The sequence below is a fragment of the Mesorhizobium sp. CA13 genome (genome assembly GCF_020165235.1).
Taxonomy (GTDB): domain Bacteria; phylum Pseudomonadota; class Alphaproteobacteria; order Rhizobiales; family Rhizobiaceae; genus Mesorhizobium.
Genome location: NZ_JAIUHS010000015.1, coordinates 20,823 through 33,560, shown reverse-complemented (window position 1 = coordinate 33,560; position 12,738 = coordinate 20,823). Strand labels below are relative to the sequence as shown.

Sequence of the window (12,738 nt, the reverse complement as noted above, 5' to 3'; positions counted from 1 at the left end):
GCCATGATCGACCGACGTGAATTGATGACTGCCCTAGGCGCGACCGGGCTGCTTGCGGCGTGCCAGAGCGGTCCGCCAAAGCCGTCGGTGATCACCGTCAATGTGAGCGGCGCGGCCGGGATGAACCCGGGGCCAGGTGGCGGCGACCGGCCGGTGACGGTCCTCGTGATGCGCTTGAAAAGTACCGGCAAATTCAATTCCGCTGACTACTTTGCGCTGCAGGGGGATGCCGGCAGCGCACTCGCAGGAGATCTTATCGGGTCCGACCAGATCGCCGTTGCGCCGGGAAAATCCGCATCCAAGACCATCACGGTCGAGCCGGACGCGACGGCTCTGGGCTTCGTTGCACTGATCCGCGAACCTGGCGGCAGGAACTGGCGGACAACCAAGTCAGTGTCGCCGGGATCGCAATTCACCATCAATGTCACGTTGGGCAGCGGCGGCATCTCCGCCTAGCAGCCAAGGCAAGGGGAGCTCAATGCAGAGAATAGCGGCATGAGCGATGCAAACAGGGTGCTATGGTCCGAAGGACTTTTCCTGCGAACCCAGCATTTCCAGCAGCAGGATCGCTTCTTCGAGGCGACGGTGCGCGGCGCGTTGCAGGCCGGACAACTGCATACGTTCGGCTTTCGACAGCTGGCGCTGGACCCGGCATTGCTGGAGGCCGGCCAGGTCGCGATCCTGTCGGCCCGGGGTATCTTCCCGGACGGGACGCCTTTTTCGATTCCAGATTTGATGGACCCACCGCGACCGCTGCCGGTCACCCCCGACACGGGCGCAGGGCCGGTGCTGGTCGCCTTGCCGCTGGAGCCTGCCGGCGGTGTCGGCTTCGATCCGGCACACGCCGCCGCCTCGGGAGCGCGCTATCATGGGCGGATCGTTTCCGTGCGCGACGCTGTCCAGGGCGGTTCGGATCCTGAAGAAATCGAAATCGCCCGTCCGCAGGCGCTGCTGCTTGCACCTGGCAAGTCGGTCGGGGGTTACACCGCCTTGCCGATAGCCGATCTCAAGGGAGTTCGGGCCGATGGCGGCGTCTCTCTGGACGAGACCTTCCTGCCACCGGCACTGGTTACCGGCGCGGTGGCCTGGTATCGGCAATTGCTTCTGGAAGTTGTCACCGGCCTCGACCAGATCGCCGAGGCGCATGGCAAGATGGTCATGGGCGGGCCTGGGCGCAGTGTCGAAGATCTGTTGATGCTCAATCTCGCCAATGCGGCGCGTCCGCGATTGGCTCACATGCTGGCGCAAGATGTCTTCCATCCGGCCGAGCTTTATCTGGAGCTCGCCGGGCTCGCCGGTTCGATGGCAACTTACGGATCGAGCGCGCGGCGGTTGGGCGAGTTGCCCGCTTACGATCACATGGCGCCCGGCCCTGCTTATTCGGCGCTGGCGGATGCCCTGCGCTCGCTCATTCTCAGCCTGCGTTACATCGAGCCGAAATCGCGCGCCCTGCCTGTCATGCGGCACTCGACCAATGTCTGGAAGGTTCGCATCGACAACCCGAAACTGCTGGTGGCCAGCCGGATCGTCATCCGGGTCGGTTCTGAGCTGTCGGAGGATGCGTTGCGAAAGATCTTCGTCAATCAGGCAACCGTCGGTTCGGCCGACCAGTTCGAGGGCCTGTGGAAATCGCGCTTGCCCGGCATTCCGCTGAAACCGCTTCATTCCCAGCCACGCGAAATCCCTTACGATGGCGATCGGCTATGCCTCGAGCTGGACCAGAAAAGTGAGCATTGGGCGTCGCTGCTCGATGCTCCAGGCTTCGTCATCGGCGTTTCGGGCGTGTTGCCAAGCGAGCCGCAGGTGGACTGCTATTCGGTGAACAGGTGAGATGATGAGCGGCGATGATCCTTTCGGACTGTCGGAGGATCGCGAACGCACTCGCATAAGATTGAGCGGCGCCCCGATGCCGCGGCCCATGGCGCCCCTTTTGCCGAGCGCGGCGGTAAAGCGGTCCCGCACCCACCCGAACGCACTCGTCAACGCATTCGCGCCCTTGCTTGAGTTCGCTCCGGAACTTGAAAGTGCGCTGCCGCCGGACAATCCGGAAGTATTGCGGACCCGGTTGCTCGAAGAACTGGTTCGGGCCCGCGACACGGCAATGTCGGCAGGGTCCCCAATGGAACGGGCCGACCAGGCAGCCTGGGTGGTGGCGGCATTGCTCGACGATCTGGCCCTGAACACGCCATGGGGCGGTGCCAGCGCCTGGCCGCGGCAGCCGCTTGTGGTCATGCTGCGCGGCGATGTCGATGCCGGCATGCAGTTCTTCACGCGTCTCGACGAACTTGAGCGCCATCCGAACCGGGATCGCGAATTGCTGGAACTGCAGTACCAATGCATGGCGCTCGGCTTCCGTGGCAAATATCGCGTGTCGGCCCGGTCCGGCGACCGCTCCCTCAATGCCGTTCGCGTGGCGGCGGCACGCTTCCTGCGCGATGCCGATGCCGAAGGCTCGCCACTGTCGCCGAACTGGAAGGGCGTGATCGCATCAGACGAGCCGCAGCGCTTCATCGTTCCGATCTGGGTCATGGCGCTCAGTGCGGCGGTTGCAGCCACGGCGGTCCATGTTGGGCTCTCGATGGGACTGAGCAGCCAGGCGGTCGAACTTTCAGCACTTGTTCGCGCGTTGCCGCCGCCCGAACGCGGCGACATCGCCCGTACATCGCCCAAGGTCGATGCCCCGCCACCGGAGAAAGTGGATTTTGCGCTGTTGCCGGAATTTCAGACCGGAGCGCCGGCCGACCTCAAATCTGCCCTCACCGGGACCGAGAGCGTTTCGCTGGCCAAGCTGATCATCCAGGCCTCCAACCCCGAACTGTTCCAGTCGTCGCGGCCACAACTGACAGAAGGCTTCGAGCCCTTGATCGGGTCGATCGCCAAGGTGATCCTCGCCAATCAGGAGCTGATCGGAAACATCACGGTGATCGGACATACAGACAGCGTTCCTCTGCAAAAGACCAATCCGCTGTCGACCAACCAGCGCCTATCCGAGGCTCGCGCACGCACGATTGCCGACATGCTGGTCCAGAACGGAGTGCCGCAGGACCGGGTGCATTCCGAGGGCCGGGCTGCCACCGATCCCGTGGCCAGCGACAGCACACGCGAGGGGCGAGCCTTGAACCGCCGGGTCGAGGTGCTCGTCGAAAAGAGGCTGTGAGATGTTCATCCTGCGCTTCCTATGGGCGGTTCTGACTTCGCGCTGGCTGTGGACGCTGATTGGCCTCACGCTGATTTCCCTGGTTATCTGGATCTTCGGTCCGATCGTCAGGGTCGGTCCCTACGAGCCCTTCGCCTCCGAGAATGTTCGCATCGTCATCATCGCGCTGCTGGTCATCTTCTGGTTGGTCTGGCTGATCGTCGCCCAGCGGCGGGCGATCCGCGCCAACCGCCTGTTCGTCGCCGAGATTGCCGCGCCGGCGGTGGAAAAGCCGCTTGGCCCGGGCGAAGAGGACGTCGCTGCCGTCGGTGCCAAGTTCGCAGAAGTGATGGCCGAACTGAAGCGTCGCAAGCTGGGCGGGCGCAAGTTTCTGCGCGAGATGCCATGGTACGTCATCGTCGGGCCGCCGGCGACCGGCAAGACCACGGCCTTGCGGCAGTCCGGGCTGAACTTTCCCATCGACCTTACCGACGATTTGCAGGGGGTCGGTGGCACACGCAACTGCGACTGGTTCTTTTCCGAGAACGCGGTTTTGATCGATACTGCCGGTCGCTATGTCCAGCAGGAAAGCCAGCCCGATGTCGACGCGGTGGAATGGCTGGGTTTCCTCGACCTTTTGAAGAAGCACCGGGGCCGCCGCGCCCTCAACGGAGTGATCGTCGCGCTTTCGATCGACGTGCTTTCGGAAGGCGACGAAGCCATCAAGGCGCATGGCCGCAAGATCCGCCGCCGGTTGGCCGAGCTCAACGACCGGCTCGAAATCCGCCTGCCGGTCTATCTGATGCTGACCAAGGCCGACCTGATCAAGGGTTTCGAGGCTTTCTTCGGCGGCCTGTCCAACGCCTCGCGCGAGCAGGTATGGGGAACGACCTTCGCGCTGGACGCACGTGTGGATGCCAAGACCATCGAACGCGAAATCTCAACGCTCGCGACTGAGCTCGAGCGGCGCCTGGTGCCACGCCTGGAGGACGAAGACAAACTCGCCGCCCGTGCCGAGATCTTCCGGTTTCCTGCCCAGCTCGCAAGCCTGTCCGAACCGATCCAGGTGCTGGTCGAAGCGATGTTCGGCGAAAGCAGGTATGAGGAGGCCGCCTGGCTGCGTGGCCTCTATCTGACATCGGCGACGCAGGAAGGGGCACCCATCGACCGGCTGACCGCCGCGCTGTCTTCTTCCTTCGGCCTTGCGCCCCGGCGGGCCCTGCCCGCACCAAGGGTCGACAAGCGCAGCTTCTTCCTGAAGAACCTGCTCACCGAAGTCATCTTCAAGGAAGCAGGCCTCGGCACGTTTGACCCGCTGGCGCAACGCCGCCGCGCCTGGATCTGGCGGGGTGCGGCTGCTGGTTGCGCGGCGGCGGCATTGCTGGCTGGTGGGCTGTTCGCCTGGGCCTACTTTGACAACCGCAATGCGATAGCGGCCCAGGCGAGCCAGTTCGAGGCGCTGCAAAAGCCACTGACCGCAGCTGCCGCAAACCCGGCATCGGTAGAGCAGCCTGCCATGGATGGAGCGCTCGAGGCGATGGACGCGGTTGCCAACGCTCGCACACCACCGCCGGGCGCGGCTCAGGATCTGCTAGGCCCATCAGCCTCGGCGGAACTGGCCAGAGCACAGGCCGACACCTACGATCACGCTCTGCGTAACTTGCTCGAACCACGGATGGTGGCACTGCTCGAGGCGACGATGTGGCGACAGATTCGCGATCCGGATTTCATGCTCGGTGCGCTCAAGACCTATCGCATGATGACCGGCCTGTCGCAGATGGATGCCGACTACGCCCAGAACTGGTGGGTGAACAGCTTGCCCGAATTCGCCGCCGCGGCACCATTTCCGACAGCCGATGCCGAAGAGCATCAGCTTGCCGCCATCCGGCGGATGACCGTCGATGAAAGTTATATCGCACCGGACCAGGCCCTGTTTGCCGAAGCGCTCAAAACGGTGTGCACCATTTCGTTGCCGGCACGTGGCTACAAGCAGTTGCTGGCCGACCCCGCAGTGACCGGGCTGAAGGAATGGATACCGGCCAATTTCGCCGGCCCAAACGGGGGCAAGGTGTTTGCGCGGCGTTCCGGCAAGACACTTCGCGTTGGCATTTCGGGAGCTTTCACCTATTCCGGCTTCCACGACGTCATTCTCGACCGCATCGACGATGTCGCCGCCCAGGCGGCGCTCGATCGTGCCGTTTTCGCGGGCGGCTGCTCGGAAAACGCCGAGACCTCGGTTTCGGCGCTGTCCGAGGATATTCTAAAGCTCTACTATGACGACTACATTGCGCAATGGGACAGCTTCTTGCGGGACATGAGGCTCGCGCCATTGACCGATCTCAATGTCGCCAGCGAAAATCTGAAAGACCTTTCGAGCGCGGATTCGGCGCTGAAGCGGCTGCTTACGGCGGTCGTCCAGGAGACCGAACTGACGCGCTCCGATGACGCGCCTGCCGACAACAAGGCGGCGACCAAGGGCGCTTTGAAGCTGCTCGGCAAGCTGGGCAAGCTCGGCAAGCTGGCGACATCAGGTGCCAAGCTGCTTCCCCGCGCCGGCTCCGCCGACCAGGTGGATCTCACCGGAAATCTGGTGGCCGAGCATTTCAAACCGCTCAAGAGCACCATCGCCGAGGTCGACGGGCAGCCGCCGGCACTGGACGCCGCCGTTGTAGCGCTGACCGCGCTTTCGAACGTGCTGCAGACGGTCACCGCCAACCCCAACCCGCAGGACGCGATCAAAAAGCAGGGCGGCCTTGCCGAACTCACCGGTGCGGTCGCCAGGCAGGCTCAGATCCTTCCCGACCCCATCAACAGTTGGCTGGGCGGGATTGCCGGCGACACCAGCAATTTGACCCAGAAGGCGGTCACTTCAGAACTCAACGCCATCTGGCGCGCCGACATACTGCCTTTCTGCCAGGCAGCGCTGAACGATCGCTATCCCTTCAGTGAAGACAGTGCGGTCGACGTCAATGTGCGTGATTTCGCCAGGCTGTTCGGACCGGCCGGACTGATCGACGGCTTCATCAACGATCACCTGATCAACTATGTCGATACGACCGGCCAGCCATGGAAATGGCGCGCCGATTTCGGCCTCGATCCTTCGGCTCTGGCAGCCTTCGAACAGGCCAGGCACATCCGCGACGACCTCTTTCCCGGCGGCACCGGACCGGTGATGAGCTTCACGCTGGAACCGAAGGATCTTTCCCCGAACGTGACCCGTGTCACGCTCAATCTCGATGGCCAGAATCTCGTCTACTACAACAACGCTACGAGGCCGCAACCAATGACGTGGCCCGGTAAGGACGGCACCGGCGTCATTTCGCTTGCCTTCCAGCCGATCGACGGCTCGCCAGAAATCATGCTCAACGAGACTGGCAGCTGGGCGTGGCTCAGGATGCTGCGCGGTGGCCGTTTCGCCGGCACTTCGCTGACCGATGTCTATAGCCTGCGGCTGGGGACAAAGGCCATGTGGGCCGATTTCGAACTCAAGGCCGCCAGCGTAGAAAACCCCTACAACCTGGAAATGTTCAAGAAGTTCACATGTCCACCGCAGATATGAACACCGGCTTCTTCGGCAAGATTCCGGCGACCGGAGATTTCGTCGCCTGGAACCTGCCGCGCACCTTCATCGACCGCTGGGACCGCTGGATGTCAATGGAATTGCTGACGCGGCCCGATGAGGGTGAGCTCGATCCGCGGGCCTGGCGCTTCAGCATCCAGGCCGGCATTTTCGGTGACCTGCCTTGCGCCGGCGCATGGCGCATGAGCGAGGACCGTGTCGGGCGCCGATACCCCTTTGCCATTGTAAGGCTTGGACCGCCGCCGGAGCCAACGGCCAGATGGTTTGACGAAATCGCCGCCTGCCTTAATGGCGCTGTGGACGGTAACTGGTCAACCGCCAAGCTAGCAGAGACGCTGGCCTTGCTGAGAGAGACGAGCAGGGGCGACGCTTCCGCCATGACGTTCTGGTGCGATGACTTCGACGTCACCGAGTTTAGCTTCGCTGATATCCATGACCTCGCTGACAACGCCTTGCCGAAGCTGCGCGCCACCAAGCCCGCAATCGAGGATATCTGACGATGGGCCTTACTGTCTTCGCTGAGAGCATGGGCTTCTTTCACAAGGGCAGTGGTGGCAAGGGCATTGCGCCAGGTGATGTCTGTCTCAGCCCTCCTCCGCCACCAGCCGGGCCCGTCCCTGTGCCCTATGTGAACATGTTGCAGGCCAGCGACCTCATCAAGGGAAGCAAGAGCGTTAAAATCGATGGCGAGCCGACAGCGCTCGAGAACGCGTCCGAGATTATGTTAAGTTCCGGCGACGAAGGTGGCGTTCAGGGCGGCAACGTCGTCACACACAAGATCAAGGGCAAGGGCTTCTTCATGCTCTGGTCCTTCTTGGTGAAAGTCGAGGGCAAGGGGGTTGGCCGCCACGGCGATCCGATGGGCCAGGCGGCAGCATCTGCGCCCGCAGGGGCATGCGACATGTCCGCCCTTGTCCGGTTCAAGCGACGAATGGCGTTCTCGGGAAAGAAGAAATGTTCCCGCCACTACGAGCGCGCAGGTAAAGGATATGGTCCTACTCCCACCCAGACTGCCCATATCCAGGGCAAGCCGTGCTGGGTGATCGGGCCAACAGGAGCGCGTTGCGGAAAACCGGGCAAGACGGCCGACCACCAGCCCCCGATCGTCATCGCATGGTACAAGGGTGGCTGCCGGAACGGAGCGGCGTTCAAGAGATGGGCAATATCCAACGCCGCGGTTCAGCCACAATGCGCCAACCACAGCCTTAATAATGTGCAGAAAGGTATGGCCCATTTCACACGTGGTAGTCCGACCATTGCCCAGGTTCAGCAGCGCATCAAGACCTATCTGGCGTAAGGATACACGAGCATGAATGCCTTCGATCGCCTGTATCGACATTACGTTTTTGATCTGCGTGAAGCCTTAGGCGCGGCCAACGAGTGGTGGACAAAGCTTCAGGTGAAGATTGCCGGCGAAACCTCTTCAAAGGAGGAAGCGGCCCGCATGATCGTGGACCGCTGGCCGTTCGGTCCGTCCTCGCATCCATTTGTACTGGCGGTCTTCCGGAAATATTACCTCAGCGTTGTGGCGATCAACGAGGAAACCGAGACCTACGGCCATGCACACGATTCCGTTGAAAGGACTCCACCTTCGGAGGACGACTGGGGTATCGATGACGAGGATGATGACAATCGGCGATTCGAAGACGGTGTCCCCATCGCTCCCTGGCTACTACTCGTGGATGCGCTGCATGGTGAAGACGAGGATCTCGTCGAGGCCGTCGTCTGGTTGGTCTACCAGCCGGTCGGTCTAGACGCCAGCGACCACGTCGTCTGAGAGGAGCCGAGCCATGCCCCCGATCCTTACTCCGCATCGACGCGAGCAGAACATTCGTCGCCTTCTGGAAGCGCCGGACGACCTTATGCTCTCCGGCGCACCGCTTGCTGGATCGGCCGTGCCACAGCCCGGAGCGTCGCGACATCGCGAACTGTTCGCGGCCTATCTCGGCCAACTCCGGCCGCACGTGGAGCGCGTCGCCTCTGATTGGCAGGCGGCGATGACCTATCAGACCGGCAGGCTCGGCAGCCCCGAGGCCGCGCGCGACTTCCTGATTCAGGAATATCCGGCTGGCCCTGCTGCCGACATGCACTTCATCGCAGTGGTGCGTGAGTTCTGGCTGGCCTGCGACGCGCTCAACGACGGGCTGGGTGCAGCCGAATCCGTCGACCCGCCTAAATTCTTACTCGCATGGGTGATCGATGCTGGCGAGAACCTTTGCGTCGAGGTGCTGGCCAGCCAACCTTACTGGCCTGTCGGCCTGTCCAAAGACGGGCGATGGTGCTGACATGGCTGCCTTCAACGTCTGGATAGAGAACCGCACGCCGTTTGCCGCCGCCACCATGGTGCAGGTCGACGCTGAGGGTCAGGAAGTCATGGTGGCCATGTTCTCGGCGAGTTTCGAAGCCGCTGACGCGGGCGCCTCATTTTGGCCGGCCGCCGAACAACTACCGGTGGCGTTGAGCGACGAGCCGTTCGGCGACCCCGCAGCCTCCTCGATACGCTATGAGGCCGATATCGCGCCAGTGAAGCCGGCCGCCGAGGTCGTCGTCAATGGCACCGCGCACGCGCCGAAAGGCAAGGCGGTTCGCGAGATGCAGGTTGGCTTGAGAATTGGCGCAATACGAAAGGCGCTTCAGGTTGCCGGCGACCGTATCTACGAGGCTGGCAGCTATTCGACGCCTCACCCTTTCCGCACTATGTCGCTAGTCTATGAGCGCGCATATGGCGGTACGACCGAAGACGGACGCGTCGAAACGCGCAACCCGGTTGGTGTTGGCTTCCACCATGCTCGCTCGGCCGACCCTGCGGTGAAGACCCATGCTCCCAACATTACCTATCCAGGAGAACCCTATCTCAGCCCTTCCGACCGGCCAAAGCCTGCAGGATTCGGTGTAATCGGGCGGGGGTGGCAACCTCGCATCCGCTATGCCGGCACCTACGATCAAGCTTGGACTAACACGCAGTGGCCCCTCTCGCCTAAGGATTTCGATCCCCAGCATTACCTTTGCGCGCCGCCCGACCAGCGTCTGCCGCAGATACTAGGTGGGGAGGATGTGACTCTAATCGGCCTAACCCCCGACAGCCGCTGGGACTTCCGCCTCCCATCCGTCACCGCGCCGGTGCGGCTGATCTTTGACGATCGTATCGAGGATGCCGCGTTTCGGGCCGACACGGTAGTGATCGAGCCTGATCTCAGGCGCGTCACGCTCAAGGCCCGTCTTGCTGTCCTGACGCGGCGTAACGCGCCCGTGTTGCGGGAGATCGTCTTCGGCCACGTGACGCCGATGTTCCTTACTGCCGCCCGCAAGGGTAAGGAATACACCGGGATCGGCGGCGACGGAACGCTACGCGACAAGCCTGTGTGGCGGCCATGAGGCGACCGCTTTATATCACAGGCGCAGGCGCGGTCACAGCTGCTGGCCTTAACGCTGCGCAGACGCTCGCCGCTATACGCGCCGGTATATCAGCCGTCGATGCGTGGATGACTGAAGAGGGCGAGACAATCACCGTTGCCCGCGTGCCGGCGCGCTCCCGGTTACGCCAAAGCGAAGGCGAGTGGCTTACCAACATGGCCGCCCGCGCGGTCAAAGAAGCGATGCGCACCGGCCAGGCGCACACCGAGGCGACAGCGATTCTTATGACACCGCCTGAGAGCTTTCGCGAGCATTCCGCCTACGGGGACATCCGCCCGCCGGCCTTCCTTGGCGCGGTCATTGCGGCGACGGGGCAGCACTTTCACCCCGCGTCACGCGCTGTGGACGGCGGCGCGGCCGCCAGTCTTGGTCTCCTTGAACGCGCCATCGATATCCTTGAAACCGAGGGCGCCCAGCAGGTGCTGCTCGGCGGCGTCGACAGCCTTGTCAACGACAGCGATCTAGCCCGGCTGGTCCGGGCCGGACGCCTTGGTGGAGATGACAACGCGCAGGGTCTAGTGCCAGGCGAAGGCGCCGTCTTCGTACGTCTCACCCGCCAGCCTGAGGCGGTGGGTCCTGTCCGCGTGGCGATCCACGACGTCGGCACGGCGCAGGAGAGGGATGGCGTGTTGTCCGAGCGGTTCAGTCAGGGCCGGGCAATGCTGGATGCGCTGCGCGATGCGATGAGCGGATCGGGTCCGTCAGAACCAGACATCAATTTCGTCGTCAGCAACGGCAATGGCGAACGTTACAGCGGCTGGGAGCAACTCATCGTGCGACAGCGCTTTTACCGCACCCGCCGTGAAATGCTGCCCACCGCCTATCCGGCGATGACTATCGGCGATGTTGGCGCTGCCGGAGGGGCGATGGCCCTGATGCTGGCCGCTGACAGTTTTGTGAACGACTATGCGCCTGGACCGACCGCCGTCTGCGAAGTGGCTTCCGAAGGCGGCCTGCGCGCTGCCGCGGTGATGGCCAGCATGACCCACCGCTGATCCCTGGGCTGAACTCACATCCAGGCGGGGAACCGGCGCGTCCTGCGCCAATCGGTCAGTTGCACATCCGGTTTAGCGAGTGCGGCGCGCATCGCGTCCAGCCGAAGCCTGCGCATTGAATGGAAGGTCTCGTGATTGCCCCCGCCGCGCCCCCCGTCCCACCACGTCGTCACACGATCGGCGACCGGAAGCGGGCTGGCCGTCAGGGATTCAAATTCCTTGCCGAGCACGGCCGGGTCTATCGTGAACAGGTCGGTATCATTGAAATCCACGTCGAAAAGATCGCGCAGCGCCAGCCCGGCGGCGAAGACAAGCTCTGACTCACGCATCTTGGCGATCAGCCAAGGCATCACCGACCGGTCGCCAAGGAGGCCGATTGCCGCTGTCGCGGCGGCGCGTAAGGTAGGCTGCTTCAGACGGTCCTGCAACCAGCCCCTGCCGGTCTTCAAGGGTGTCGTCAAAAGGCGCATCTCGATCGCTGCGGGCGCGAGGCCCGGCTCTGTCAGCACGATCCTGTCGAGTGCCGAGTGAGCCGAGCGCGCTTCGCCAAGAAGGCAAGCCGCAAGGGCGGCCGTCAGGCGTTCCTTTGGCGTGTCGCCGTCAAGTCCGGCCAGCACCGCAGGAAGGAGGTCCCACCGTTTGAGCCCACCGGCGAGCCGAAACGCACGCCTGCGAACATCAGGGTCCGGGTTGCTCAGCAAATCCCCGAGACGGGCACCGGGATCGACGCGATGATGCCAAAGCGCCGCCAGGCCGAGGCCGCGCAGCCGCGCATCGCGCGCGTCCAGCCACTCCGCCACGAACGGGCGCAGGTTTTCGCGTGGCGTGCGCGCGATAGCGCCAGACAGACCCGACACGCCAACTTCGCCCAGCATCGCCGCGGCGTCGATCGCCGAGGCAACGGCTTCGGCATCGCCCCAGCGCAACGCCAGTGCGCCGAGCACGAAAAGCTCGCCGGGCTCGGCGTAGTCGGCGAAGTGCGCCTGGGCCGCCTCCCAACCGGCGTTTCCGGAAGCGACCAGCCCTTCGAGATTTGCATTCAGGCGCTGGTCGATTCGGCCGATGTCGGTTTCACTCAGGATCGGGCGATCGATCTCATGGCGGCGACGGAACCAGAGGAAGGCCGCGTCGCTGGCGTGCTGGTCCACGATGGCAGCGATAGACGCGATACGCTGCATCGTGAACGCCTCAGTTGAGATGTACGGCCCCGCCGCGAATACGATTGGTTCCGCTGGCCTGGCTGGTTAGCTGGCTGCCCCGAATGGTAATGCGTCCGTCCTTCTCCAAGATGATCGACGCAAGGCCGCAGCGCAACTCTATGCGCTGGTCTGCGGTTATGGACACCTGTTCACCGTCGCGGATGATCTGCAGATTCTTGTTTTTGCGCAGCGGCTCAACGATGCGCCCCACCACAAGCGGCCTCGTTGGATCGCCGCCTTCAAAAAGTAAGGCCACTTCCGAACCAATGACGGTGGAATCGAGCTCAGCCAAGCTGCGCGCCAGGATCGCGGTCTCGCGGGGATTGCCGACAAAGACCACCAGTGGCATTCCACCGTCAAAGCCGATCAGAAGCCCGATCACTACTCCTTCAATCCGGTTGAGCACATCCATTG

At 63.2% G+C, this 12,738-nt stretch carries 12 protein-coding genes; 10 read left to right on the top strand and 2 right to left on the bottom strand.

The window, feature by feature from the left end; all coding sequences use genetic code 11:
* Positions 1–3 precede the first annotated feature (3 nt).
* The 10 genes from tssJ (at position 4) to LB566_RS26045 (ending at position 11,125) form a co-directional block, all read left to right on the top strand.
* A complete protein-coding gene (gene tssJ / locus LB566_RS26090; protein ID WP_224628695.1) occupies positions 4–456 on the top strand; it encodes a type VI secretion system lipoprotein TssJ in 453 nt (150 codons plus the stop codon).
* A 39-nt stretch (positions 457–495) separates the two neighbouring features.
* Positions 496–1,830 (top strand): type VI secretion system baseplate subunit TssK, encoded by a 1,335-nt coding sequence (gene tssK, locus LB566_RS26085; protein WP_224628690.1) that lies wholly within the window; start codon positions 496–498, stop codon positions 1,828–1,830.
* 4 nt (positions 1,831–1,834) lie between these two features.
* Positions 1,835–3,157: a type IVB secretion system protein IcmH/DotU gene (icmH, locus tag LB566_RS26080; protein WP_224628689.1), complete on the top strand. Its 1,323-nt coding sequence runs from the start codon at positions 1,835–1,837 to the stop codon at positions 3,155–3,157.
* A 1-nt stretch (position 3,158) separates the two neighbouring features.
* Positions 3,159–6,695 (top strand): type VI secretion system membrane subunit TssM, encoded by a 3,537-nt coding sequence (gene tssM, locus LB566_RS26075; RefSeq protein WP_224628686.1) that lies wholly within the window; start codon positions 3,159–3,161, stop codon positions 6,693–6,695.
* On the top strand, positions 6,677–7,213 hold the full coding sequence (tagF, locus tag LB566_RS26070) for a type VI secretion system-associated protein TagF (protein WP_224628683.1): 537 nt from the start codon (positions 6,677–6,679) through the stop codon (positions 7,211–7,213). The genes tssM and tagF overlap by 19 nt, the downstream gene beginning before the upstream one ends.
* 2 nt (positions 7,214–7,215) lie before the next feature.
* Entirely contained in the window at positions 7,216–8,013 is a 798-nt protein-coding gene (locus LB566_RS26065) for a PAAR-like domain-containing protein (protein WP_224628681.1), read from the top strand.
* 12 nt (positions 8,014–8,025) lie between these two features.
* Positions 8,026–8,493 (top strand): hypothetical protein, encoded by a 468-nt coding sequence (locus tag LB566_RS26060; protein ID WP_224628679.1) that lies wholly within the window; start codon positions 8,026–8,028, stop codon positions 8,491–8,493.
* Between the two features lie 13 nt (positions 8,494–8,506).
* Entirely contained in the window at positions 8,507–9,001 is a 495-nt protein-coding gene (locus LB566_RS26055; RefSeq protein ID WP_224628677.1) for a hypothetical protein, read from the top strand.
* A 1-nt stretch (position 9,002) separates the two neighbouring features.
* Entirely contained in the window at positions 9,003–10,091 is a 1,089-nt protein-coding gene (locus LB566_RS26050; protein WP_224628674.1) for a DUF2169 domain-containing protein, read from the top strand.
* A 107-nt stretch (positions 10,092–10,198) separates the two neighbouring features.
* Positions 10,199–11,125: a beta-ketoacyl synthase N-terminal-like domain-containing protein gene (locus tag LB566_RS26045; protein ID WP_224628672.1), complete on the top strand. Its 927-nt coding sequence runs from the start codon at positions 10,199–10,201 to the stop codon at positions 11,123–11,125.
* 14 nt (positions 11,126–11,139) lie between these two features.
* Here LB566_RS26045 and LB566_RS26040 read toward each other — a convergent pair whose 3' ends face one another.
* On the bottom strand, positions 11,140–12,303 hold the full coding sequence (locus LB566_RS26040) for a hypothetical protein (protein ID WP_224628669.1): 1,164 nt from the start codon (positions 12,301–12,303) through the stop codon (positions 11,140–11,142).
* 10 nt (positions 12,304–12,313) lie between these two features.
* Positions 12,314–12,736 carry a DUF6484 domain-containing protein gene (locus tag LB566_RS26035; RefSeq protein WP_224628666.1) on the bottom strand — a complete coding sequence of 141 codons (423 nt, stop codon included), beginning with the start codon at positions 12,734–12,736 and terminating at the stop codon, positions 12,314–12,316.
* Positions 12,737–12,738: the final 2 nt, after the last annotated feature.